Annotated in this window: 23 protein-coding genes; 13 read left to right on the top strand and 10 right to left on the bottom strand. The window is 59.7% G+C overall.

Translation table 11 applies throughout. The features are described 5' to 3' along the window. Positions 1-8 precede the first annotated feature (8 nt). Positions 9-416 (bottom strand): hypothetical protein, encoded by a 408-nt coding sequence (locus AC3RLQ_RS19030; RefSeq protein ID WP_493030228.1) that lies wholly within the window; start codon positions 414-416, stop codon positions 9-11. 7 nt (positions 417-423) lie between these two features. Continuing rightward, positions 424-1,842, bottom strand: a complete 1,419-nt coding sequence (locus tag AC3RLQ_RS19025) for a caspase family protein (RefSeq protein ID WP_493030227.1) — start codon at positions 1,840-1,842, stop codon at positions 424-426. A 91-nt stretch (positions 1,843-1,933) separates the two neighbouring features. Between AC3RLQ_RS19025 and AC3RLQ_RS19020 the strand changes: the two genes are divergently transcribed. After that, positions 1,934-2,770, top strand: coding sequence for a hypothetical protein (locus AC3RLQ_RS19020; RefSeq protein ID WP_493030226.1), 837 nt, complete (start codon positions 1,934-1,936; stop codon positions 2,768-2,770). 67 nt (positions 2,771-2,837) lie between these two features. Further along, positions 2,838-4,115 (top strand): MFS transporter, encoded by a 1,278-nt coding sequence (locus tag AC3RLQ_RS19015; protein WP_493030225.1) that lies wholly within the window; start codon positions 2,838-2,840, stop codon positions 4,113-4,115. Between the two features lie 54 nt (positions 4,116-4,169). Here AC3RLQ_RS19015 and AC3RLQ_RS19010 read toward each other — a convergent pair whose 3' ends face one another. The 4 genes from AC3RLQ_RS19010 to AC3RLQ_RS18995 are packed head-to-tail and all read right to left on the bottom strand — an operon-like array spanning position 4,170 to position 8,430. Next, on the bottom strand, positions 4,170-6,005 hold the full coding sequence (locus tag AC3RLQ_RS19010; RefSeq protein WP_493030224.1) for a tetratricopeptide repeat protein: 1,836 nt from the start codon (positions 6,003-6,005) through the stop codon (positions 4,170-4,172). A 17-nt stretch (positions 6,006-6,022) separates the two neighbouring features. Beyond that, entirely contained in the window at positions 6,023-6,127 is a 105-nt protein-coding gene (locus AC3RLQ_RS19005) for an AURKAIP1/COX24 domain-containing protein (protein ID WP_133796641.1), read from the bottom strand. Between the two features lie 31 nt (positions 6,128-6,158). Continuing rightward, entirely contained in the window at positions 6,159-7,043 is an 885-nt protein-coding gene (gene hisG / locus AC3RLQ_RS19000; RefSeq protein WP_397380217.1) for an ATP phosphoribosyltransferase, read from the bottom strand. A 58-nt stretch (positions 7,044-7,101) separates the two neighbouring features. Beyond that, positions 7,102-8,430, bottom strand: coding sequence for a sulfatase-like hydrolase/transferase (locus AC3RLQ_RS18995; RefSeq protein ID WP_493030223.1), 1,329 nt, complete (start codon positions 8,428-8,430; stop codon positions 7,102-7,104). 200 nt (positions 8,431-8,630) lie between these two features. Here AC3RLQ_RS18995 and metK point away from each other — a divergent pair, with 200 nt between their 5' ends. After that, a complete protein-coding gene (gene metK / locus AC3RLQ_RS18990) occupies positions 8,631-9,851 on the top strand; it encodes a methionine adenosyltransferase (RefSeq protein ID WP_493030222.1) in 1,221 nt (406 codons plus the stop codon). Between the two features lie 123 nt (positions 9,852-9,974). Continuing rightward, positions 9,975-10,970 carry a galactose-1-phosphate uridylyltransferase gene (gene galT, locus AC3RLQ_RS18985; RefSeq protein WP_493030221.1) on the top strand — a complete coding sequence of 332 codons (996 nt, stop codon included), beginning with the start codon at positions 9,975-9,977 and terminating at the stop codon, positions 10,968-10,970. Here the strand turns inward: galT and AC3RLQ_RS18980 are convergent. Together AC3RLQ_RS18980 and AC3RLQ_RS18975 are read right to left on the bottom strand one after the other, a co-directional pair. Then, positions 10,967-13,999: a protein kinase domain-containing protein gene (locus tag AC3RLQ_RS18980; protein ID WP_493030220.1), complete on the bottom strand. Its 3,033-nt coding sequence runs from the start codon at positions 13,997-13,999 to the stop codon at positions 10,967-10,969. The two genes, galT and AC3RLQ_RS18980, sit on opposite strands and share 4 nt — an antisense overlap. A 63-nt stretch (positions 14,000-14,062) precedes the next feature. Beyond that, positions 14,063-14,788, bottom strand: a complete 726-nt coding sequence (locus AC3RLQ_RS18975; RefSeq protein ID WP_493030219.1) for an RNA polymerase sigma factor — start codon at positions 14,786-14,788, stop codon at positions 14,063-14,065. Between the two features lie 164 nt (positions 14,789-14,952). Between AC3RLQ_RS18975 and AC3RLQ_RS18970 the strand changes: the two genes are divergently transcribed. The 9 genes from AC3RLQ_RS18970 to AC3RLQ_RS18930 are packed head-to-tail and all read left to right on the top strand — an operon-like array spanning position 14,953 to position 22,676. Further along, positions 14,953-15,891 carry an acyl-CoA desaturase gene (locus tag AC3RLQ_RS18970; RefSeq protein WP_493038745.1) on the top strand — a complete coding sequence of 313 codons (939 nt, stop codon included), beginning with the start codon at positions 14,953-14,955 and terminating at the stop codon, positions 15,889-15,891. Next, the gene (locus AC3RLQ_RS18965; protein ID WP_493030218.1) at positions 15,888-17,162 is read left to right on the top strand and encodes an NAD(P)/FAD-dependent oxidoreductase; all 1,275 of its coding nucleotides are present in this window, start codon (positions 15,888-15,890) and stop codon (positions 17,160-17,162) included. The genes AC3RLQ_RS18970 and AC3RLQ_RS18965 overlap by 4 nt, the downstream gene beginning before the upstream one ends. Further along, positions 17,162-17,962: a DUF1365 domain-containing protein gene (locus tag AC3RLQ_RS18960; RefSeq protein WP_493030217.1), complete on the top strand. Its 801-nt coding sequence runs from the start codon at positions 17,162-17,164 to the stop codon at positions 17,960-17,962. Before AC3RLQ_RS18965 ends, AC3RLQ_RS18960 begins: the two co-directional genes overlap by 1 nt. Continuing rightward, a complete protein-coding gene (locus tag AC3RLQ_RS18955) occupies positions 17,959-19,239 on the top strand; it encodes a class I SAM-dependent methyltransferase (protein WP_493030216.1) in 1,281 nt (426 codons plus the stop codon). The genes AC3RLQ_RS18960 and AC3RLQ_RS18955 overlap by 4 nt, the downstream gene beginning before the upstream one ends. Before the next feature lie 5 nt (positions 19,240-19,244). Then, a complete protein-coding gene (locus AC3RLQ_RS18950; protein ID WP_493030215.1) occupies positions 19,245-19,577 on the top strand; it encodes a DUF1475 family protein in 333 nt (110 codons plus the stop codon). Next, positions 19,574-20,074: a DUF2062 domain-containing protein gene (locus tag AC3RLQ_RS18945; protein WP_493030214.1), complete on the top strand. Its 501-nt coding sequence runs from the start codon at positions 19,574-19,576 to the stop codon at positions 20,072-20,074. Before AC3RLQ_RS18950 ends, AC3RLQ_RS18945 begins: the two co-directional genes overlap by 4 nt. Beyond that, positions 20,064-20,855 carry a DUF1295 domain-containing protein gene (locus tag AC3RLQ_RS18940; RefSeq protein WP_493030213.1) on the top strand — a complete coding sequence of 264 codons (792 nt, stop codon included), beginning with the start codon at positions 20,064-20,066 and terminating at the stop codon, positions 20,853-20,855. Before AC3RLQ_RS18945 ends, AC3RLQ_RS18940 begins: the two co-directional genes overlap by 11 nt. A 40-nt stretch (positions 20,856-20,895) precedes the next feature. Next, positions 20,896-21,933, top strand: a complete 1,038-nt coding sequence (locus AC3RLQ_RS18935; protein WP_493030212.1) for an SAM-dependent methyltransferase — start codon at positions 20,896-20,898, stop codon at positions 21,931-21,933. After that, positions 21,930-22,676, top strand: a complete 747-nt coding sequence (locus tag AC3RLQ_RS18930) for a tetratricopeptide repeat protein (RefSeq protein ID WP_493030211.1) — start codon at positions 21,930-21,932, stop codon at positions 22,674-22,676. The genes AC3RLQ_RS18935 and AC3RLQ_RS18930 overlap by 4 nt, the downstream gene beginning before the upstream one ends. Before the next feature lie 12 nt (positions 22,677-22,688). Here AC3RLQ_RS18930 and AC3RLQ_RS18925 read toward each other — a convergent pair whose 3' ends face one another. Next, positions 22,689-23,945 (bottom strand): MFS transporter, encoded by a 1,257-nt coding sequence (locus tag AC3RLQ_RS18925; RefSeq protein WP_493030210.1) that lies wholly within the window; start codon positions 23,943-23,945, stop codon positions 22,689-22,691. A 66-nt stretch (positions 23,946-24,011) separates the two neighbouring features. Then, positions 24,012-24,911: a helix-turn-helix transcriptional regulator gene (locus tag AC3RLQ_RS18920; protein WP_493030209.1), complete on the bottom strand. Its 900-nt coding sequence runs from the start codon at positions 24,909-24,911 to the stop codon at positions 24,012-24,014. Positions 24,912-25,059 lie beyond the last annotated feature (148 nt).

Raw genomic sequence — 25,059 nt, 5'->3', positions numbered from 1 at the left:
GAGATGTCTCATGCGATGCCTTCGCGCTGCCGTTGCTGGAGGATGAAATCCAGGCCGCAGGCGAGCTTTTTGGCCATGGGGGATTTCACATCGACTGCGCGCCAGAAGGGGGTGATTTCAGCTAGCGGTTTGCCGTTTTGATGCTGCTCCCAAGCGAGTTCGGAGGCGATGCGCAGGAAGATGCCGGCGGTGAGAGGGCAGGTGAAATCTGCGTGATGAGCGGCGGCGAGATCTTCCCGCAACTGCGGCATGGTGCGTGATTCACCCGGGGGAATCTGGGCCACATAGGCGGCCACCACGGCGGGGGTGGGGATCAGCATCTTTTCGCCTTCAGTATGTCCGGCATAGGGCTTTCCCAGCCGGGAGACGGAAGGCTTAGGCGGATGGGCAAACTTTTCGCTCCAGGATTTCGCCATGGTGAAATTATTTGAGTTTTGCGAGGGCTTCCTCCGCCAGTTTGCGGGCTTTGAGCTGATGGTATTTGGTGCTGGCGGCTTCGGTGAAATCAGACTTGGCGGCATCTGTGCTGCCGAGGGCGAGGTGGGCGCGGCCGCGATTGTAGAGGATGTAGGAATCGTCGGGGGTGAGCGGGAGGGCGGCGTTGTAGGCTTCGAGGGCTTCGTCGGCACGACCGAGGAGGAGGAGGGTATCGCCACGACGGTTCAGCGCCTTGGCGGTGAAGGGGATCTTTTTCTCATGGTCCGGCGGCAGGCAGTCGCGCAGGGCTTGGAGGATGAGCTCGCAGGTGATGGCGGCGGTTTCGACGGTGGGAGAGGTGGTGGTGGCATCTTTGAGGTCTTCCTTCACGTGATCCAGCAGTGCCTCGATGGGTTGAGAGGCATAATCACCGGGGCCTTTGGTCTTTGCATATTGCTGCAAGGCTTCAACGCATTCTGTGGCCTTGCCTGAGGAGGCCAGCTTTGAGATCTCCTTCAAGGTCGGAAGTGGTGGTGCAGGCGGTGAATCAGGAGCGCGTGGTGAAGCAGGGGCGGGTGGAGATTTCACAACGGCTACTGCTGCCATCGGCGGCGGCGGTGAGGGAGCCTGACCGGCGAGGAAGATGTCATCGCCAACGAGGCGTGAGTATTCTGCGGGAATCTGCCCGCCATTGGAGCGTTCGAGCACGCCGGCGCGGGTGCGTTTGAAGACCTGCTCGACTGTCAAACCGGGGGTGCGCAGGTTTTTGAGGAGTTCTTCGGTGTAGAGGCCGTTGGTGCCATCGCCATCGAGGGCGGTTTGTCCGGCATCGGTGGCAAAGGCGATGAGTGATCCGGCGGGCGGCTTCATCTCGCTGAGGCCGCCGGGGTTGGTGGCGTCGCGGGTGCGTCCGGTGCGTGCAACGGCCGTGGTGCGGCAGGCATCGAGGATGACGAGATTGCAGAGCGCTCCGGCGGATTTCATGTCGGCCACGGCCTGCTCGACGTTGAAGAGTTTGGTTTCTGCGAGCAGGCGCAGGGTGACATCGTCGGCTCCTTCAGATAAATAGCCGGATTTGATGGGGAGCAGGTAGTTTGAGCCCGCCACGGAGATGCCATGGCCCGCGTAATAAAAGAGGCCGACTTCGGCACCAGTCAGAGTGGCGCGGAACTCCACCACGGCGCGCAGCAGTTGATCGCGCGTGACGTCATGTTTTTCGATCACTGCGAAGCCGAGATCACGCAGGGTTTTGGCCACGGCTTTGGCGTCGTTGCCGGTGTTGCGCAGCGGACCCACGGCGGCTTCGTACTTTGCATTGCCAATGACGAGGGCAGTGCGTGCAAAGGGCTTGGCGGGTGCGGCATGCGTTCGCAGGGCGAAGGCGGCCAGCAGCAGGAAGCCAGCGAGGCGGAGGCAGGAGGGCATGGACGCATTCTGCAATCGAGAACGAACTGGTCAACTTCATGGAAGGGAGCAATTGGTTGACCTGGCGTGCAGTTCCCGCATCATCCGCCCGATGAAGTCTGCCCTGCCCGCCCTGATGCTTGTCCTCGTGAGTTGCAACGCCACGTTGAAGCCTGACGCAGCTTCTGCGCCGCTCATTCCCGGAGATCCGTCCGCGCCTTCGCAGGTGACGCCGGATGAGGCGATGGCGATTGCGCAGCGGTTTGCGAATCACACGTGGCGGCCGTTTGCGAGGAACATTCTGCACGGGAAGGACAAGGCGGGCGTGCTCGTCAACACACCGGATGTGACGCACGAACCGCAGCAGAAGCGCAAGGGCTGGTGGGTGCCGGGGGAGATGAACAGCGGGGTGCCGTACAAGTGGGGCGGGTTTGATGATCCGGCTTCGTTTGATCAAGCCATTGCGAATGGCAGCGCGGGCGGTGATGTGTCGTCGCCGGAGAAACGGCGTGCTGACAATGCGGCTGTGAGCGCGCAGGCTGCGGGGGTGGATTGTTCGGGATTTGTGTCGCGCTGTCTGAAACTGCCGAGCGTGCATGACACCAGCCGGCTGCCGGCGGTTTGCACGGAACTCGGAAGCGCGCAGGAGTTGCAGCCGGGGGATGTGCTGAACATTCCGCACCGGCATGTGATTCTTTGTGCCGGATGGTATGATCCGCAGCACACCTGGATCTACTACTATGAGACGGGCGGTGCGCCGGACTACTGGAAGCCTGGACTGAAGCAGGCACCGCTGGATGCGCTGCTGGCGCTCGGCTACAAGCCGCTGCGTTACAAGGGCATGGCGCATGAGCTGGTGCCCAGCGGCAAGCAGCCGAAGGAAGTGCTGACGCGGGCGGTGAAGGCGAGCGCGATTGTGGTGGAGAATCCTACGGTGGGAGAGCCGTGATGGATTGTTTGTGGAGTTGACGTTGAGTCAGGCCGCGTGGCAGCATGCGCGCTTTACCAACCCGTCCATGGAATCCACCCTTCGTCCCACCCGCACGCGCTATGGCGTGATCGTTTTTGCCGTGATGCTTGGCATCATTCATTACATCGACCGGGTGTGCATTTCGAAGGCGCGGCCGTTCATCCAGCAGGATCTGGGGTTTGATGACACGCAGATGGGCTATGTGTTCTCGGCATTCACGCTGGCGTATGCGCTATTTGAGATTCCGGGTGGATGGCTGGGGGACAAATGGGGGCCGCGGCGGGTGCTGCTGCGTGTGGTGATGTTTTGGAGCGTGTTCACGGCGGCGACGGGTTATGCGTGGAATCTGGCGTCGATGACGGTGTGCCGGTTTTTGTTTGGTGCTGGTGAGGCGGGCGGGTTTCCGAACATTGCGAAGATGTTCAGCGTGTGGCTGCCGGAGCGTGAGCATGGAGTGGCGCAGGGCATCACGTGGATGGCGGCGCGCTGGGGCGGTGCCTTCACGCCGCTGCTGGTGGTGTGGGTGCTGGGCTATATCAGCTGGCGGAACACCTTCGTGCTGTTTGCCGGACTGGGCGTGGTCTGGGCGATCTGTTTTTACGTGTGGTTCCGGGACAATCCGAAGGACCACAAGGGGGTGAATGCAGCGGAGTGTGAACTGCTGGAGGAGGCGCAAAAAAATCTGAGCGGCGGGCACGCATCGATCCCGTGGAAGCGGCTTTTCACGACGAAGTCGGTGCTGCTGCTATGGGTGTATTACTTCTGCATCAGCTACGTGTGGTACTTTTACATCACCTGGATGCCGAAGTACATGGAGCTGGAGCTGAAGATGGACATGAAGGACACATGGACTTCGATCTTGAACGGTCTGCCGCTGTTCCTTGGAGGGATCGGTTGCTTCATTGGCGGAATCGTGGCGCGGCGTATGTCAGCCAAGTCAGACAGTTTGAGCCGGGCGCGGCGCACGATCGGCGTGCTGGGCATGCTGGCGGCGGGCGGGATGATCATCCTGGCCACGACACTGAACAATCCCACGTATGCGATGCTGGCGCTGGGCTTCTCGGGTTTCTTCAATGATCTGTCCATGCCGGGTGCCTGGGGCGCGTGCATGGAGGTGGGTGGCAAGCTTGCGGGATCGGTTTCAGGAAGCATGAACATGATCGGCAATCTTGGCGGTGCGCTCGGTGGCGTGGCGGTGCCGTGGCTGATGAACCTGACGAACCAAAGCTGGGACAAGGTGATGTATGTCGCCGCAGCCACCTACCTGCTTGCGGCACTTTGCTGGATGTTCATCGACAGCGATGAACGGCTGGAGGAGAACTGAGGGCACTTAAGCCCACGGAGAGGACAGCTTTGCAGGCAAGAGTGCTCGCATCACTTACTTCTTCTCGGTGTCCGATTTGCCGCCTTTGATTTTCTGCAGCTCATTTTCGATGCGTTTGCGGGCTTTTAAATCGGGGGTCTTGAGGGACTCGGCGCGTTCGAGGTAGTTGAGGGCCGTGGCTTTGTCACCGAGGGCCTGGTGGGTGAGGCCGATGTGTTCGAGGATCTCGGCATCTTCCGGAGTGATGGGCTGCATGAGGGCTTCGGCGCGCTGAAATTCCTTGAGGGCGCCGGGGAAGTTGCCCTTTTTGTAGTGGAACCAGCCGAGGCTGTCGATGTAGGCGGGCTGGTCGGGCATCAGTTCGTTGGCCTTGGTGATGAGTTCGCCCGCTTTGTCGAGGTGCGTGCCGACATCCAGCCACATATAACCGAGGAAGTTCATGGTGTTGGCGGCGGCCTTGGCTTCTTCGCGCGGAGTCAGTGTGATGGATTTTTCCAGCATGCGTGAGGCGTCTTCGTAGCGCTCGAGGCGTTCGAGCGTGATGCCGTACTGATAATAGAAGAGGTGGTCCAGCAGCTCGTTCTGAGTGGAACTGGCGAACTGCTCGGCTTCGGCGAAGTGCTGCACAGACGGGCCCCATTCTTCACGGGCGCGATGGGCGATCGCGAGCTGGTAGTGGACGAGGGGATGATCGGGAAACAGGCGCACGCTGCGCTGGCCGACACGCACCATGTCATCGAACTTCTGTGTCTGGAAGAGCTCCCAGCCGAGTTTGACGTAGTCGCCGATCTCGCCGCCGCCGTTTTGAATGGCGGCCTGGAGGTGGGCGATGGCTTTTTCGGGCTGCTTGAGTTTGTCGTACTCACTGGCCAGGAGGCGCTGCATCTCGGCGTCGTCTGGTGCTTGTTTGACGATTTGCTCCAGGGTGGTGAGCGCCTTTTCTTTTTGCTCGGAGGCCACGTAGAGGCGGTAGAGCAGTTTGCGGGCGTCGAGGTTGTTGTATTCGGCCGCCAGTTTTTCACAGAGCTGCCGGGCACGGTCGGGATCGTTGGTCAGGAGATACTGACGGGCGACTTCGAGGGTGACTTGCTCGGCTTCGGCTTTGCTGGCCGTTTTGAGGGCATTTTCAAAAAACGGGGCCACGCGCTGGCGGTACTCCGTGGCGAACTCGGCCTGGCCGAGCGGCCAGACGCGTTCGGCGGTGTGTCCCGTGGCCAGCCAGTACTGCGGATCGCGGCTGTTCTGATTGGCGGCCTGCGTCATGACGGCGATGGCCTTGTCACGCTCGTTGTGGGTGAGGTGCAGCATGACGGCGGTCTCATAGACTTCGGCATGCGTGGGAAATTTGGCCAGGGCTTCGGCCACGGCCTTGGCGGGAACGTCGTCTTTGACGAACAGGTCCTCCGGGGGGTAGGTGCTGGCGAAGCGCGCGAGATTGAGCAGCGGCGCGGGAGTGCGGGGGCTGGCACGCACGGCATCCTCGAGGATTTTGACGGCAGCTTCTCGCCCTTGGAACTGCATGGCAATCCCGGCGGTATGTGCCGCCAGATCGGAATTGCCCGGGTCAGCTTTGAAAACGGCCAGATAATGATCCAGCGCCTGCCTCAGTTTCCCGGAGGCTTCGAACTGGAGCGCGGCAGTGTAATGCGCCAAAACATCCGCCCTGGAGGCAGATGCTGGAGATAGTTGCAGGTCTGATGTGTCTGCCGCTCTGGCTCCCAAGGACAGGTCCGCTGGTGTTGCAGCATAACCTGAGAGGAGGGAGCCAAAGAAGGCGGCAAGACCCATCGTGAGACAGGGCCGCAGAGCCCTGCCAACCGAGCCGTACCCGGGCATGACAAAGCTTCCTGCGTCTCGATACCATCGAATCGCACTGCGGAGAGGAGCCATGCCGGGAAGGCTAGCGGTTACGACTTGTAGCGCAAACGCTTCTTGTGACGGTTCGCGCGCATGCGCTTCTTGCGCTTGTGCTTGTTGATCTTCGTTTTTCTCCGCTTTTTGAGCGATCCCATGTTCGTGTTCTCCTGTTGTGTTGGCGTTGATCTAGTGGACGACTTTATTTAGAGGGTATTCCACAATACCCTCGGCCCCCAGCGACTTCAGCCGTGGGATGATGACCCGCACGGTGGCTTCGTCGATGACCGTTTCCACGGCCACCCAATCCTGGCTGGCGAGAGTAGAAACGGTGGGCGAGCGCTGGGACGGCAGGCATGCGACCACCTCCTGCAGCTGTTTCGCGGGTACGTTCATTTTGAGACCGACCTTGTGGCGGGCCTCGAGCGCACCTTTGAGCAGCAGCACGAGTGTCTCCATTTTCTGCCGTTTCCATTCATCACGGGCGGCAGGTTTGCTGGAGACAAATTGGGGGTAGCTTTCCATCAGCGTGTCCACGATGCGCAGCTTGTTCGCGCGCAGGGACGAGCCGGTTTCGGTGATGTCCACGATGGCATCCACCATTTCGGGCACCTTCACTTCGGTGGCACCCCAGCTAAATTCGACCTCGGCTTCGACACCGTGTTTGGCGAGGTATTTCTTGGTCATCTCGACCGCTTCGGTAGCGATGCGCTTGCCCTGCAGGTCCTTGACGGACTGAACGGGGGAATCATCCGGCACGACGAGCACCCAGCGGGTGGGCCAGGAAGTTGCCTTGCTGTAGCGCAGGTCGGTGATGACTTCGACATCCGCGTTGTTTTCCACGATCCAGTCGCGGCCGGTGATGCCGCAGTCGAGGAAGCCGTGATCGACATAGCGTCCGATCTCCTGTGCGCGCAGCAGGCGGAGCTCCAGCTCGGAGTCATCCACTGAGGGACGGTAGGAGCGGGAGGAGACGACAATGTTGAACCCCGCACGCTTGAATAATTCAAGCGTCGGCTCCTGCAGGCTGCCTTTGGGCAGTCCCAGGCGGAGGATATTCTTGGGTTCGGACATGGTTGGGGGAAGGGGGCGCGCATCCTAGTGGCATTTTTTCGGCTGGCGAGGGGAAATTTCACGGCAAAGCCTTCCGCCAGTCCAAAGCGGCCTTTTTCAGGCGTTCAGCGGTGTCTTTTTCGGTCTTTGCGAGGTTGGTGGTTTCGTTGGGATCTTTGCCGAGGTGGTAGAGTTCGGTTTGGGTGCCGTCTGCGTTGACGAGGAGCTTCCATTCTCCGTCGCGGATGGCGACGTTGGGAGATTTGGAATCTGGCTCTTTGGGGTAGGGGAAGCCTGTTTTGACTTTGCCTGCCTCGCCGGGTTTGCGGCCGTATTCCCAGAGGAGAGGCTTGTGGCGCACGATTATTTCCCCGCGCAGGGCGGCGCTCATGTCTTCACCATCTTGATCGGCTGCGGGAGCTTTGATCTGAGCCAAGGCGCAGAGGGTGGGCATGAAATCGACGCTGCTTAAGACGGTGGTGTCATTCACTGCGCCTGCCGGCACCGTGCCGGGCCAGCGGACGATGAGCGGGGTGCGGATGCCGCCTTCGTAGAGGCTCCATTTCATGCCGCGCAGGCCCTTGGTGCGGGTGTGTTCCAGCGTGGGCTCGGGGCCGTTGTCACCGCAGAGGAGGATGAGGGTGTTCGGGGGAAGTGAGTCAATGAGACGGCCGATCTGGCGATCTGTTTCAACGAGCACATCGCGGTATTTCGCCGGGAGAGCGCGGTCATCCTTTCCCTCGCTGGGGCGATAGGGGGTATGAACGTCATCGAGCCATAAATTGACGAAGCGGGGCTGGGTTGAGTGCTGCTGCATGAACTTCAGCGTTTCGTCCACCATCCAGCGTGTGCGTTCGTGCCGCGGCACCTGCTGGGGTTCGCGCTTGGTTTCCCAAGGAGTTGTTTTCAAGCCGAGTGCTGCGGCGGGCTCCGGGCTTTCGTAGGTGCCGAGGCCGACGTCGTAGCCATAGGCGGTGAATTTGGGGGCGTCCGTCACATCGCGGCCGCCGCCGAGGTGCCATTTGCCTATGTGGGCGGTGGCGTAGCCTGCTTCATGGAAGGCACGCGGCAGGGAGGGCGCGTGCGGATCGAGAAAATCTGCCTGCTCGCATTCATGATTGCCCGCCTTGGTTTGCAGGTAGCTCGTGATCCGCCAGCGTGCCGGGAACTGGCCGGTGATCATGGCACAACGTGACGCAGAGCAGATGGGGGAGGCCACGTAGAACTGCCGGAACTGCATCCCTTCTTTGGCCAGCTGGTCCATGTGAGGTGTCGGCACCTGCCCGCCAAAGCAGGAGACATCGCCCCAGCCCATGTCATCAACAACGATGCAGAGGACGTTGGGTCTTTCTGCGGCGGCAGAGCTGAGGAAAGCAGTGACGAGCACTGAAAAAAGGAAACAACGCATGATGGGGGATATAAACGGGGGCCTTGCAGCGCCTTATCCTGCACAATCCACCAGCACCTATCCTGCCCGCACTGGCAAGCCGGAGGCTTGCTCTACGATGAAATCCACATTGACGCCCCCGGTTTGGGGAATACTCTCCCCGCTCCACAAGACGCATCATCAAATCATGATTCGTCCATATAACCCATACGACCACCATCATGTCCCGTAGCTACATCTTCTCGTCCGAGTCCGTCGGCGAAGGCCATCCTGACAAAGTTTGCGACACCATTTCTGACGCCATCCTCGACGCATGCCTTGCGATCGACCCGAAGAGCCGCGTCGCCTGCGAGACCTTTGCGAAGAGCAACGTGGTCGTCGTCGGTGGTGAGATCACCATCCCGAAGCTGCAGAACAAGAAGAACGGCACCACCAAGCCGATCGACGAAGTCATCAACGTCGGCAAAGTCATCCGTGACGCTGTGCGCGGCATTGGTTACACCAATGACGACGACGTGTTCCACGCCGACAAGCTTTTCATCAACAACTACCTGACCATCCAGAGCCCGGACATCGCCCAGGGCGTGGACGCTGCTGAAGCCGATGGCAAGAAGACTGCCGAGCAGGGCGCTGGTGACCAGGGCATCATGTTTGGCTTTGCCTGTGACGACACGCCGGAGCTCATGCCTGCGCCGATCATGTATGCTCACCGCCTTGGCCGTGAGCTGACACGCATCCGCAAGGCTGGCAAGCTGGCCAAGTGGCTGCGCCCTGACGCAAAGAGCCAGGTCTCCGTCGAATACATTGATGGCAAGCCCACGCGCATCGTGAACGTCGTCATCTCCACGCAGCACGCTGCGGATGTGAGCCACGCCGAGATCGAGAAGTTCTGCATCGAGCAGGTCATCAAGAAGGTGCTGCCGAAGGAGATGCTCACGAAGGAGACTGAGTATCTCATCAATCCGACCGGCAAGTTCGTCGTCGGTGGCCCCCAGGGCGACAGCGGCCTGACCGGACGCAAGATCATTGTGGACAGCTACGGCGGCATGGGCCGTCACGGCGGTGGTGCCTTCTCCGGCAAAGACCCGTCCAAAGTGGACCGCAGCGCCGCCTACATGGGCCGCTGGGTTGCCAAGAACGTGGTGGCCTCGGGCCTCGCCTCCAAGTGCGAAGTCCAGTTTGCCTACGCCATCGGCCATCCGGAGCCTGTGAGCGTGCACGTCGACACCTTCGGCACCGGCACCATCGGTGACGAGAAGATCCTTGCTGCAGTGCTGAAGGTCTTCTCCTTCAAGCCGGCCGACATCGTGAAGCAGCTCAACCTGCTGCGTCCGATCTACTCGAAGACCACCAACTACGGTCACTTCGGCAAGATCGACGACAAGGACCTTACCTGGGAACTGACCAACAAGGCAGACGCCCTCAAGAAGGCAGCGAAGTAAGCTGACATTAGGCCTTTGCCCAAGCATCAATAAAGACAAAGCCGCGCAGGGAAACTTGCGCGGCTTTTTTCTGCCAGCTAAGTGGAGTCTGCTCGTTAGATAGATCCAACCTCGCCCTTGCCCATGTCTGAAATGCGTTTCAATCCCATCACGCTTGACTGGGTTGTCATGGCTCCGGAGCGGGCGCTGAGGCCGGATGATTTTCATCCGCAGGCGGCGTCGCATCTCACGCGGCCGCCGCACCGTGATGACTGCCCTTTCTGCACCGGCAATGAAGCGATGACTCCTGCGGAAATCGCCCGCGTGGCAGCTCCGGATGGTTCCTGGCTGGTGCGTGTGGTGCCCAACAAGTTTTCCGTTTTCGATGCCACGCTGGATGTGCAACGGAAGAAGCATGGGACGTTTCGCTCCATGTCCGCCTCCGGGGTGCATGAGGTGGTGGTGGAGCATCCACGGCACGATCTTGACCTCGGAGAGATGGATGCGGCGCATTTGGTGATGGTGCTGCGAATGTACCGGGAACGCTATCAGGTGCTGCGCGGCCATCCGATGGTGGAGAGCGTCGTTATATTCAAAAACCAAGGGCAGCGCGCGGGCAGCTCCCTGGAGCACTCACATTCTCAGATCACGGCAGCGCCGGTGCTGTCTTCGCAGGTGATCATGCGTTTGCAGGAGGCGCGGCGTTTTCACGAACTGGAGGGCGGGTGCTTGTACTGCGCGGTGCTGCACGAAGAGCTGCTGGCGGAAGAGCGCATTCTCGAAACCGGAGAGGCGTTTGTGGCCTTCATGCCCTATGCGGCACTGTCGCCCTATCACACCTGGGTTTTTCCGCGCAAACATCAGGTGGCATTCGATGAGATCAGCGATGCGGACATCGAGGAACTGGCGGGTGTGCTGAGCCGCCTGCTGCGCCGACTCAAGGCAGCTGCAGGTGCGCCGGACTATAACTTCACGATTCGTTCCGCGCCCGTGGGAGAAGTTTCCGGGTGCTTCCACTGGTACATTTCCATCGTTGCACGCATCTCGCAGCTTGCGGGCTTTGAACTCGGCAGCGGCACCTACATCAACAGCATGAGGCCCGAGCGCTGCGCCGAACGTGTGCGCGGCATCGTGCTCTAGCGGGGCACCAGCCAGGTGTGTGCCAGACGGTCATGCAAACCGCGGCCACGTGTGGCGATGGCGGCGAGGACGAGAGCCAGGGACAGAACGGTCATGCCGATCAAACCGATGACTCGGATCACGTCTTGATCACCGGCCATCTGCATCAGTGGAGCGTCGAACATGATCACCAAGGGCAGCAGCAGGATGGGTGACCAGGCGATGAGGCTGCGCCACAGCATGCGCAGGCGGGTGGCATCAGTGCCGTCATCTTTGACCACTGCGATGCTGAGGATGCGCATTATCAGGCCGCCGCGAAAAGCGACGGCGCAGAACAGGCTCAAAATGGCGGTGACAAGAAGATACACACCGAGCACGGAAGCGGTGACGAAGTCCATCGTTTGGTGTTTGCCAGCAAAGCCCAGTTCCTTTGTTCGCTCTGCGACACGGGTGTCCAGCAAAGGTTGCAGCAGGGCTTTGGCCTTTTGAAAATCCTCTGGTGTGGGTGGTGGGTGGCCATGAACGATTTTTTCCACACTGGCTCGCACAGGAGGAGGCAGGATGCTGCGCCCGATGGGGGAATCCCACTGCTGCGGATCTCGCACGATGGGGCAGTAAGTGCCGGCGATGTAGGTTTCCATGGCGGCTCTGGCCACGGGTGCCGGAATGTTTTCCAGTCCTGGCTGCTGCTTGTCTTTGAGCATGTCCTCATAGGACATCATGCAGCCACGTATCGCGGAGAAGGCTGGATTTTTGGCGGCCCATCCTTTGTAGAATGACATGCCGAGCGCCATGAAGGCGGTCAGGAACAACGATGGCGCGACCGTGCCAATGAGAAGTGCGAAACGCCGCCAGCGCGAAACTTCCGCAGGCAGCTGCGTCAATGCGCGAAGCTGCACCACGCTGCCATGGAGATCCGTGGCGCTCTTCAGGCTGAGCAGCGTCTGACGGGCCTGGATGGGCAGTGGCACCGGCATGTTGAGTGCCGTGGCTTCCTGCAATGTCACCATGCGCCCTTGAAGAGCGGCGATGGCAACCTGGTTCAGAAAGGCTTGCGGGGTCACTGTACCTTCGCTTGCAACGCTGACGCTATCCGGGGCGGGAAAGTCGAGCAGCTTTGCCCGGCCCTCCGAGGTGATCCAGACACGATCCAGCGTGAGCGTGTCCGGCAGTGAGCCCGTTTGCGTGGCGGCGTAAAGTTCAGCCGCGAGATCGTGGAGCCAGTGGCGAACGACACGCCAGGACTGTGGTTTGGCGACAAGGCTCGTCAAAGGGGTGCCGCTTGCGGCTTCGTAGGCGTCCCAGGATTCGCTTTCGCCGCGCTCGCCTTGAAGCCAGCGAAGGCGGCCCGGGCGGGCGATGTTGCGCTGCACCTGTGACACTGGTGGTGAGCCGGAAGGCGTCTGGCGAATCCAGACCTTGCGCAGCAAACGGGTGTCATAGCCGAGCAGCATCGTTTGAGCATCAGTGTGTGAAAGCGTGGCGATGACATGAAACGGGCCGATCTTGCGCATGCCGTCCGTTGCTGGGACGGTGCTCTCAGTTTGCGCCATGGCGACACGCGGCTGATATGCCGACTTCTGAATCACCCGTGTGCCGGTCCATAGATCGTGGAGTCCAGCGAAGCCGTTTTGACGACGAGCCGTCACGAAGAACAGCAGGAAAAACAGGATCTGAATGACGATCCACGCATAACTCCAAGCTGTGATCTGAGTGACATCCATCGTGCTGTAGCGGAAGATTTCCACAATGACGAGGGCCTGCAACAACACCGAGCGCATGAGCGCGCGCGGAATGCCGGGTGCGCTGCGGTTCAGCCTGGCCACGCGCAGGCCCACGAGCGCCTTGCCGATGGAGGCACCCCAGACGCCTTCGCTGATGCCGAAATACAAATGCCGCGCCACGAACATGCCCAGAGTGAGCCAGAAGAAACTCCAGGTGTGAATGAACTTGGGGTTGAACATATCCATCGGTGAATCCACAAAGAACAGCGGGACGACAAAACTTGCCGCGCTCAGGATGAAATGATCGATCACCGCAGCGGCAAAGCGCAGACCCAGAGTTGCAGGTGTGGGGGCGATGGAGGCATAGGGCAGCAGTGCCTGCTGCAATTCGTGGTAGCTGCTGAAGCGCTCGGTGGCCTGCTTGTGCAAGCAGCGCAGCACGATGCGAGCGAGCCCCTGGGGCATGTCCGGCCGGTATTGCAGCGGGGACGGCGCGGCTTTTTCCAGTGAGTTTGCCAATTGCTGCACCATGTTTTTGCCTTCGAATGGTGTGCGTCCGGTGAGGAGGTAGAACAATGTCACGCCGACGGAATACATGTCTGAGCGCACGTTCAGCTCCTCGCCGCGCAGTTGCTCCGGCGAGCAAAACGCCGGGGTGCCGAGAAAGGTGCCATCCATCGTCTGCATGGAATCGCCCCGGCCTGCGGTGGAGATCGAGAGGCCGAAGTCGCCGATCTTCACGGTGCCGTCCATGTCCTCGAAGCAGTTCGCTGGTTTGATGTCGCGGTGCAGGATGCCGACGGAATGCGCGGCCTCCAGACCTGCGATGATCTGCAGCACGGCGTCCACGGCGGCACCGACGGCCAATGGACCATAGCGCTGAATGCGATCCTGCAAGGTGCCACCCGCGATGAGCTCCATGGCAATGACCGGCGTGTCATCGATTTCCTCCGTGCCGAAGACATAGACGCTGTTGGGGTGATTGATCGAAGCGGCGAGGCGTCCTTCGCGCAGGAAGCGCGCACGTGCGTCTGGTGAATCGAGCTGATGGCTCAGCACTTTCAAGGCCACGCGGCGTCCGCTGGACAGCTGCTCTGCGGCATAGACCGCGCCCATGCCACCGCGACCAAGCTCACGCTCGATGCGGTAGCCACCAAAGACTTCGCCAATCTGAGGCAGGGCATGAGGTTTCGGCTGAGCGATGAGCATGGTCGCTCCTGGATCTGTGGGCAGCGCGCTGCTGAGCAGGCACGCAGGGCAGAGGGATGCGGGTGCATCGGCAGGCAAGGTGGCGCCGCATTGAGGGCAGGTTTGGGCAGGAGTCATGGTGTGGGAATGGTGGGTTCACTGACTTCCTGAAAGCTTGGGGCCGGCGAGTTACAAAAAACTTCAACTCCGCAGCACCGCCACCAGATGCCGCATCTCGGCATCGACCTCCTCCGGCGAATCCACTGTCTCTGCAATCTCGGCACGCAGTACCTCGCGATAACTTTGCCGCAGGCGATGAATGGCGACTTTCAGCGCGCCTTCGCTCATGCCGAGCTGCTGCGCGATCTGCCCGCGATCCGGGCCTGCGCCGCTGAGCGTGCCTTTGAGCACCTCAAAAGTTTCGGCTTCACCCTTGGCTGCAAATTCGGCGCGAAGTTTTTCCACCGCACGAGCCAGCAGCTCCATGGCCCAGCGGCGGTCGTAGAGCGTCTCGGCATCGGACTGCTCCGCGGGCTCCAGGGCGTAGCGGGCCTCGGCATCCAGAGCGTCCCATTCCACCAGCCTCTGCCCGCCGCCACGCTTCTGCGTCTGCGCGCGATGCCAGTCATTGGCGAGGAAGTTTTTCAAGGCGCCGAGGAGGTAGGAGCGAAATTTTCCGCGTGCCGGATCGGCGGCGGCATGTGTTTCCAGGAGCGAAAGGAAAAAGGCCTGGGTCAGGTCCTGCGCATCATGCGGTGCATGGCCGCGCCTGCGTACAAAGGCATACAGCGGGTACCAGTAGTCCTGGCAGAGCGCGGACATAGCCCGGTGCATCCGTGTGTCATCCCCACCCTGCTGGGCGGCGAGTACGAGGCTCCAGCGGGTGGTGTGAAACTCACGTGCGCCGGGAGCGATGGAGTCGTTCATGCTGATTCATACCACGCCGGATACGCTCAGCACAAGACGATCACCGATATTTGCCATTTTTTTGAATCCAGAAGAAAGGGGCAGACGCATAAGGAGGCGTGAAAAGTGAAGTCCCTGCGAATAAACCCCAAAAACGAAACCTCCTCTGGCAGGCTGCCGTGATGATGAGGCAGTGGTTTGACTCCGACTACCGCCCGCCTGACTGGGAGGGGGACGACAAGCTGACGGACGGGATCGACTGGCGGCGCTGCCTGCCGTTCATCGTGCTGCATCTGGGGTGTCTGAGCGTGCTGTGGGTGGGATTCAGCTGGGCGGCGCTGGTGGCGGCGCTGCTGCTCTATGCGCTGCGCATGTTTGCCATCACGGCTTTTTACCACCGCTATTTTTCGCACCGGAGCTACCGCACCTCACGCGGGATGCAGTTCTTGTTTGCGGTGCTGGGCAACACCTCCTGCCAGCGCGGGGCTTTGTGGTGGGCCTCGGTGCACCGCCATCATCATCAGCATTCGGATGAGGTGCCGGACGCGCATTCGCCACGGGTGCGTGGCTTCATCTGGTCTCACATCGGCTGGCTGACCAGTCCCAAAAATTTTCCCACGGACTACAGCCGCATTCGAGATTTGGAGCAGTTTCCTGAGCTGGTGTTTCTCAACCGGCATGATCAGATCGTGCCGGTGCTTTATGGGGCGTTCCTCTGGTTCACGGGATGGCTGATGGAACGCTATGCGCCCGGACTGGGGACCAACGGTGCGCAGATGTTTGTGTGGGGATTTTTCATCAGCACGGTGATCCTGCTGCATGCGACGTTTTTCATCAATTCGCTGGCCCATGTCTTTGGCTCCAAGAGGTTCAAGACGGATGATGACAGCCGCAACAGCCTGCTGCTGGCGCTGCTGACTCTGGGAGAAGGCTGGCACAACAACCACCACCGCTATGCGGGTTCTGCGCGGCAGGGTTTCTTCTGGTGGGAGATCGATGTGTCCTACTACCTACTCAAGATGCTTTCCTGGATGGGATTGATCTGGGACCTCAAGGGTGTGCCGCCCAGCGTGTATCGTGAGGCGGCGCAGCTCAAACAATCAGCCCAAACTCCCGGCGCATGAAACCTCGACTGGCCATCATTGGGACGGGTGTCGCAGGTCTGGGCTGTGCACACTTTCTGCATCCGCATTTTGATCTGACGATCTTTGAGCAGAACGATTACGCGGGCGGGCATACCAATACTGTGACGGTGAACGAAGCGGGGCGCGAGCTGCCGGTGGACACGGGCTTCATGGTGTTCAATTACGTGACGTATCCGCTGCTGAGCCGCTTGTTTAAAGAGTTGGATGTGGCGACGAAACCGACCTCGATGTCCTTCAGCGTGGCGCATTTGCAAAGCGGCATCGAATACAATGGCACCTCGCTAAATCATCTTTTTGGACAGCGCCGCAATCTGATCAGTCCGCGGTTTTGGAAATTCATTCTTCAGATCAATCGATTCAATGCTGAGGCCGTGGCGGCGCTGAATGAGGCGCGCTTTGCCCGCATGACGCTGCGAGAATACGTGGAGGTGAGGGGTTATGGCAGTGATTTCCTCAATCTCTACATCATCCCGATGGGGTCCGCAGTGTGGTCCACGCCGCCGGAGCTGATGCTGGAGTTTCCTGCGCTCACGCTGATCCACTTCTGGCACAATCATGGATTCCTTGGACTGAACACGCAGCATCCGTGGCGTACGGTTACGGATGGGGCGCGTTCGTATGTGAAGAAACTGACCGCGCCATTCAAGGATCGTATCCGGCTGGGTGCGCCTGTCGTGAAGGTGGAGCGGGATGAGAATGGCGTGAAGGTGTTTCCTCGTGATGGCGAGGCCGAGGTTTTCGACAAGGTCATCTTCGCGAGTCATGCGGATCAATCGCTGCGCATGCTGGCGAAGCCGACGGATCTCGAAAGAGAGCTGCTGGGTTGTTTCAAATATCAGCCCAACATTGCCACGCTGCACACGGATGAAAGCTTCATGCCCAAGTCGAAAAAGTGCTGGGCGTCGTGGAACTACCGCATCAAGCCGACGGCGGGCGGCGGCATCGATCCGAGCACTCATTACTGGATGAACAGCCTGCAGGGTGTGTCTGACAAGACGAACTATTTTGTTGCGATCAACGCTGCGGATGAGATCGCCCCGGACAAGGTGCTGAAGCGGATCAATTACGAGCATCCGCTCTTCGATCTGGCCGCCATTGATGCGCAGAAGAGGCTGCCCGACCTGAACAGGCTTTCACCAGAACAGAGCACGTATTTCTGCGGCAGTTACTTTCGTCATGGGTTCCATGAGGATGCCTTTGGCTCGGCGGTGGCATTGTGCCGTGACCTTCTCGGAAAGGAGCCATGGTGATGCAAACCGAATCCGCCATCTATGAATGTGCGGTGATGCACTACCGGCTGCAGCCGAAGGTGCATCGATTCAATTACAACGTCTTTTACCTGTGGCTGGATCTTGATGCCATCGACGATCTCTCTTCGAAGCTGCGCTGGTTTAGCCGCAACCGCTTCAACCTGTTTTCCTTTTATGACCGTGATCATCTTGATCTCGGTGCGGGGGATGTGAAGGCGAACATCCTGAAGTATCTGGCGGACAACGAGGTGGATACTTCGCGCATCGCCAGCATTCGTCTGCTCACTTTTCCGCGGGTGCTGGGGTATATCTTTAATCCTGTCTGCTTTTATTATGCCTTTGATGCCGCCGGAGAACCGGTGTGCGCGGTGGCGGAGGTGACGAACACTTTTCATGAGCAGAAGCCTTACCTTTTGAAGGAGTGTGATCGTGCGCAGCGCTTCCGCCTCATCACGCCCAAGCATTTCTATGTGTCGCCGTTTTTCGCACTGGATCTGAGCTTTGACTTCAAGTTGCAGGTGCCGGGGGAAAGGCTGGAGATTCACATCGACGACCGGAAGGAAGATGATCGCATGCTGCTCACTTCACTTACTGGCAAGCAACGACCGCTGACGGATGCCGCGCTGCTGCTCTGCGCGGTGAAGTATCCGCTGCTCACGCTGCGCGTCATTTTTCTCATCCACTGGCATGCGCTGCGGCTGTGGCTGAAGCGCATTCCCTGGCACCGCAAATCAGCCGATGCCGGGTTGCAACTCGGAGTCCTGCGTCCCCACGAATCCATCGCCCCCTACAAACCATGAACGACACCATCACCTGCGACACCGACATCTCCGTCTCCACACCTGAGGCGGCGAAGCCTGGATTTTATGAGCGGCTTTTCATGCTGTCGCTCAAACCCTTCGTTTACGGGGGGCTTCGAATGGTGCACCCCGATGGTCGTGCGCATGTGCTGGGGGAGCATGGCGCCCCGGTCACGGCCGAGATGCGCATCCGCAGCCGCGATTTTTTCAAGCGCTGCGCCTTGTTCGGCAATGTGGGTTTTGGCGAGGCCTATGTCGATGGTGACTGGGAGACTGACGACATCGCGGCGGTGATCGAGTGGTTCATTTTGAATCTCTCCAAGACCCAGGGATCGCGCAGTTCCTCCGGTAAGGTGGCGTTTGTGAACCTGCTGAACTTTGTCAATCGCGTGCAACATCTGCTGCGGCCCAACAGTGTGAGCACCAGCCGGCGCAACATTGCCGAGCACTATGATCTGGGGAATGAGTTCTACTCGCTCTGGCTTGACGAGACGATGACGTATTCGGCGGCGCGTTTTGAGCATCCGGGGCAGCCGCTGGCGGATGCGCAGTATTCAAAATATGAGGCGCTGTGCCAGAAACTGCAGCTCAAGCCGGGAGACCATGTGCTGGAAATCGGCTGCGGCTGGGGAGGATTCTCATGCCATGCGGCAAAGCATCATGGGTGCCGCGTGACAGCTGTCACGATCTCGCAGGAGCAGCTCAAGTATGCCACCGAGCGTGTGGCGCGTGAGGGGCTGGCCGATCAGGTGGAAATTCGCCTGCAGGACTACCGCCATATCACAGGCCAGTTCGACAAGATCGCCTCCATCGAAATGCTGGAGGCGGTGGGCGACAAGTATCTGGAAACCTACTTTGCGAAGTGCGCTGAAGTTTTGAAGCCTGAGGGGCTGCTGGCCTTCCAGATGATCACCGTGGCGGACTGCCAGCACAAAGATCTGCGCAAAGGCGTGGACTGGATTCAGAAGCACATTTTCCCGGGATCGCTGCTGCTCAGCGTGGGGCGCGTCAACGAAGCCATCAACCGCACCAGCGAGCTTTTCATGCACGGTTTGGAAGATCTCGGCACATCGTATGCCAAGACACTGCGGGTGTGGTTTGAGCGCTTCAACGCCCGGATCGCCGAGGTGAAGGCGCTCGGCTTTGACGACCGCTTTGTCCGCAAATGGAACTTCTACCTGCAATACTGCGAGGCCGCTTTTGCCTCGCGGAACATCAGTGTCGTGCAGGCCGTGTACACCCGCCCGAACAACGCGGCGCTCCATCGCACTTTTTGAACATCATGATCTGGCTTCTTCGAATCTTCTTTGTCGTAGTGCTGGTGTCCATGCTTGGTGTTACGAGCTGGGCTTCGCAGCAGTGTGCGCTGTGGGCCATCCCGGGTTCGGTGGGCGGTCATCCGTGGTTCATCGCCACGCTGTTTGACACCTACTGGGCATTTCTGACCTTCTACTGCTGGGTCGCTTACAAGGAGCGCTCGTGGATCGGCCGCATCGGCTGGCTGCTGGGCATTCTGCTGCTCGGCAACATCGCGATGGCGGTGTACATGCTCATCCTGCTTTTCCGTGTGCCATCGAATGCGCGCATGGAAGACATCCTGCTTCGAAAAGCATGACTGAACCCATCCAGCGAGAATCATTGTGGCGACGCTGGGTGGTGAAGCCGGTCGTTGCGCAGCTGGCGCAGGGGACGACGCCTGCCAAGATCGCGCAGGCCATCGCCTTTGGTGTCACGACGGGCGTCTTTCCGCTGCTTGGCACCACGACTGTGCTGGCACTGGGTGTGGGCGTTGTTTTGAAGCTGAACCAGCCGGTGCTGCAGGTGTTTCGTGAGCTGACGTATCCGCTGCATCTGGCAAGCATCCTCCTTTTCATGCGTGCCGGTGAGTCGCTCTTCGGTGCTGAACATGTGCCGCTTTCGATTCCCATGATGATGGAGCGCTTCTTTGCCAGTCCAGGTCAGTTCATGGCTGAATTCGGCATGATCGGACTCTACGGTGTGGTCGTCTGGCTGCTGCTCGCACCGCTGCTCATTGGCGTGGTCTTTTTTGTCAGCAAACCCCTCGTCGAGAAACTCGCCAAACACCTCAACTTCTCCAAACATGATGCATGATTTCTGGTTCCTGATGGGCATAGGCACGGTGGTGGCATTCCTGCTGTTTGCGCTAACCTGGCTGCTGAGCTTGAAGCTGAACAACTTCAGCTTTGTCGATGTGACGTGGTCTTATGCGCTCGCTGTGATGGCACCGCTTTACGCATGGCTGGGCGGAGGATTCACGGAGCGTAAAATCATTGCTGTGACAATGGGAGTCTTGTGGAGTGTGCGGCTTGGGACGTATCTTTTAATCCGAGTCAAAGGCCACCATCCTCACGAGGACGTGCGCTACGCCGTGTTGCGTGAAAAATGGAAGGACGGACTGGCGAAGAACTTCTTCTTTTTCTTTCAGGCGCAGGCTTTGCTGATCGTGCTGCTGGCGGTGCCCGTGCTGCTGGCGTGTTTGAATCCAGCTCCGCAGTTGAACCTCATTGAAATGGCCGGAGCCATTGTGTGGCTGATCGGTCTGACTGGCGAGGCCTTGAGTGATGCGCAGATGAAGAGGTTCAAGGCTGATCCTGCGAGCAAAGGCAAGGTGTGTCAGGTTGGGCTCTGGCGCTACTCGCGGCATCCGAACTACTTCTTTGAGTCCGTCGTGTGGTGGGGGTTCTGGCTGTTTGCCTGCGGTTCACCGTGGGGCTGGGCCACGGTGTATGCCCCGGCGCTGATCCTGTATTTTCTGCTGCGTGTCACCGGCATCCCACTCACGGAGGAATGCGCCGTGAAGAGCAAGGGCGACGCCTACCGAGAGTATCAGCGCACCACGAGCGCCTTTGTGCCATGGCCGCCGAAAAGTTGAATCCAGTCTGTTTCCAAGGTCGCACAACTCCCCAAACCGCATGAGCACCATCAACGCCATTCTCGCCAAGAACATTCTCCCGGACAGCATGATCCGGATCGGCATCCGCCAGCGGCTGGCCGAGACGCTGAAGGAGAACAAGCAGCCCACCGCCGAAGCCCAGCGCGCCGCCCTGATGCGCTATGTGCAGGATCTCAAGCAGATGCCCGTGGCCATCGCGACGGATGAGGCCAACGAGCAGCACTATGAGGTGCCCACGCGGTTCTATCAGCTCGTGCTTGGCAAACACTTGAAGTACAGCTCGGGTTACTGGCCGGATGAGAAAATCACCTTTGATGAATCCGAAGCAGCGATGCTGCAGCTGACCTGCGAGCGTGCAGAGCTGCAGGATGGGCAGCGCATTCTCGAACTGGGCTGCGGCTGGGGTTCGCTGTCACTGTGGATGGCGGAGCATTATCCGAATGCGCAGATCACCAGCGTTTCCAACTCTCGCACGCAGAAGCTGTTCATCGATGCCGAGGCGGCAAAGCGTGGCTTGAAAAACCTGACCATCATCACGGCGAACATGATTCACTTTGAAGGTCTTGGTGAAGGCATCTTCGACCGCTGTGTCTCGGTGGAGATGTTTGAGCACATGAAAAACTACCAGGAGCTGCTGCGCCGTGTTTCCACCTGGCTGAAGCCGCGCGGCAAGCTCTTCGTGCACATCTTCACCCATCGCGAATACGCCTACCACTACGAGGTGCGCAGCGATGACGACTGGATGGCGAAATACTTCTTCACCGGCGGGCAGATGCCCAGCGATGACCTGCTGCTCTATTTTCAGGACGACTTGAAGATTGAAGACCACTGGTGCGTGAGTGGTGAGCATTATTCCAAGACGAGCGAGGCCTGGCTGGCGAACATGGATGAGCACAAGGCGGAGATCCTGCCGCTGTTTGCCGAAACGTACGGCAAAGAGCAGGTGACCAAGTGGTGGGTCTGGTGGCGCTTGTTCTTCCTCGCCTGCGCCGAGCTGTGGGGATACCGCGGCGGTGAGGAATGGATCGTTTCACATTATCGCTTCATCAAACCATGAAAACGACACTGACACTCGCGGCTGCCATGCTGATGGCGGGGCATGCATTCGGAGACTTCACGGAACTCGTGAAACAGGGCGATGGGTATGATGCCCAGTTCAAAGCGGAGGCGGCGCTGCAGTACTACCTGCCTGCTGAAAAGCTGAATGCCAACGACGCATCGCTGCTGGTGAAAATCGCGCGGCAGTATGTTTACCGAATGGCAGATCTCTCGGGCAAAGCAGATCAACTGAAGTCGGGGCGCACCGCGCTTGCCTATGCCGAACGTGCGGTGAAGCTGGCCCCCAAGGAGTCTGATCCGCATCTCGCAGTGGCCATCTGTCTTGGCAAACTCTCACCGCTGCTGGGCAACAAGGAAAGCATCGAGGCGTCATACAAGATCAAGGCGGAGGCGGAGACTGCGGCGAAGCTCAATCCCAAAGACGACTTTGCCTGGCATCTGCTTGGGCGCTGGAATCAGGAACTGGCGCAGATCGGCGGCATGACGCGAGCCGTGGCCATGATTGTTTACGGGGCGCTGCCCAGTGCGTCTTATGACGAGGCGGTGAAGTGTTTTCAAAAGGCCATCGCTCTCAATCCGAACCGCCTTATCCACTACGTCGAACTTGGGCGCACCTACGCGCTCATGGGACGTAATACGGAGGCGAAGCAGTTCATCGAAAAAGGGCTCGCGATGACGAACCGTGATCAGGATGATCCGGGGACGAAGGAGCGTGGGCGCAAGACACTGCAAAGCCTCTGATAGCGCTTTCCGTCACTTGCCCGCTTTCGCTTTCATGGGTGCCGCCTGGCCATCTCCTTCCACGTCAGGAAGGAACATGGTCAGCAGGCCCAGCAGGGGCAGGAAGGCACAGAAGTGGAAGACGAAGTTGATGCCCTGATGGTCCGCCAGTTTTCCCAGTACGGCGGCGCCGATGCCGGCGATGCCAAAGGCCAGGCCAAAGAACAGGCCCGCGATCATGCCGACTTTTCCGGGCATGAGTTCCTGAGCATACACCAGGATGGCTGAGAAGGCCGAGGCGAGGATCAAGCCAATGATGACGGTCAGCACCGCCGTGAGGGCCAGCCCTGCATGCGGCAGCCAAAGGGAGAAGGGGGCGGCACCCAGAATGGAAAACCAGATGACGCGCTTGCGGCCAATGCGATCTCCCACGGGGCCACCCACGATGGTGCCGACGGCCACGGCAAAGAGGAACAAGAACAGGTAGTACTGCGAGGTCTGCACCGAGACATGGAAGCGCTCCATGAGGTAGAAGGTGTAGTAGTTGCTCAGGCTGACGAGGTACACGTACTTGGAGAAGATCAGCATGACGAGGATGGCCATGGCAAAGGCAATCTTGCCGGATGTCGGGCGGGCTTGAGCGGTGGCTGAGCGTGCTGATTTGCGCTGAATGCGGTGCAGGTTCCGCGCCTGCCAAAGGCCGATCTGCCACAGCACGAAGACGCCCAGCATCGCGATGATGGAGAACCACGACAGGGCTGCCTGACCATGGGGAACGATGAACCAGGCTGCCAGCAAGGGGCCGATGGAGGAGCCCGCATTTCCGCCCACCTGAAACAGGGACTGCGCCAGGCCGCGCCGCCTGCCCGCTGCCATGTGGGCGATGCGCGATGCCTCGGGATGGAAGATGGCGGAGCCGGAACCCACCAGCCCGGAGGCGATGAGGATGGCCGGGTAACTGTGCGCTCTGGAGAGAGCCAGCAGGCCGATCAAAGTCAGACCCATGCCGACCGGCAGCGAGTAGGGCAGCGGCCGCTTGTCCGTGATGTAACCCACCAGAGGCTGCAGCAGGGAGGCAGTGACCTGAAACGTCAGCGTGATGTATCCGAGCTGCGCAAAGCTCAGTCCGTACGTTTCCTTGAGCACCGGATAGATCGCGGGCAGCAGGGCCTGGATGGTGTCATTCAGCATGTGGGAAAAGCTGATGGCGAAGAGCAGCGCGAAGACGGTCTCTTTTGCGTCCGGCGCTGCGGTGGGAGTGATCGCGTGAGGTGGTTGGTCCTCGATCATCGTGTCATTCATAAGGACCGCGACCTTTCGCCTGAAGGCTGGCGGGCACAATCTGGCAGGCTGGTGCTAGGAGGCCTCTGGCTGGTATTTTTCTCGGATTGCGTCGCGGAACTCGCCGGGTGTCTGTCCGGCATGACGGCGGAAAAAACGGGTGAAATAGGAGGGGTCCTGGAAGCCCGTCTGGTAGCCGATTTCGGAGACACTGAGATCCGAGTGGAGCAGCAGGCGCTTGGCATCCAGCAGGCGGCGCTGGCGGATGAGCTCCCCGGCGGCATGGCCGGTCTCCTGATGGATGACGTCGTTCAGATGATTGACGGTGATGCCCAGTTCTTTGGCATACGGTGCCAGAGTCTGCCATTCCCGGAAGTGGTGCTCCAGAGACAGATGAAACTGGCGGGCCAGCAGCGCGGCACGCGTAGTCTCCTTGACCGAATGCTTCTGCGCATAGAGACGACCGGCCTGGATGAAGAGGATGCGCAGCGTGGCGCGTAGCACCTCCTGCACGCCGGATTGAGCGGAGTCGTATTCCTGCTGCAGTTCGGCAAACAGCGCGGTGATGCGTGCGGCTTCCTTCGCGCTCACTGTCAGCCATGGCGTGACGCCCGAGCTGAAGAAGAAGGGCAGGTCAAAGAGCATGCTGGGCGGTGGCGCGTGATGATCAAAGAACTCCTGCGTGAAGGAGGCCACCGTGCCCTGCGTCTGCGCTGCGGGGCGGATGGTGTGCACCTGGCCGGGGCTGAGGAAAAACAGCGTCACGCCGGCGACGTCGTGATCTCGGAAATCGTGCATGAGCCTGCCTGCGCCGGTGATCAGGAAGATCTGGAAGAAATCATGGAAATGCGGGATCAGACGCTGGGGCTCTTGCCTCATGGAGAATTCCAGCGGCATGACCACAAAGCCCTCTGAGCGCAGCCGGTCCTGGCCGTACACGCTCATTTGCAGAGAGGGGATGGTGCGGCGGTTCATGGGGGTGGAGGAGGCGCTGGGGGAGCGAACATGGATGTTCGTTCTACGCTTGAGACGATGGCTGGAGGATGCGGAAACTACTGACAAAAAGAGAGGCTGTCGCCCGAGCCGGACAACACGGAAAAGCCTCGATCGATTTCGGTCAATT

The sequence above is a fragment of the Prosthecobacter sp. GW821-HT29F12 genome (assembly GCF_058803405.1).
Note: the sequence above shows the minus strand (reverse complement) of the source record. Positions and strands in the feature narration are given on the sequence as shown.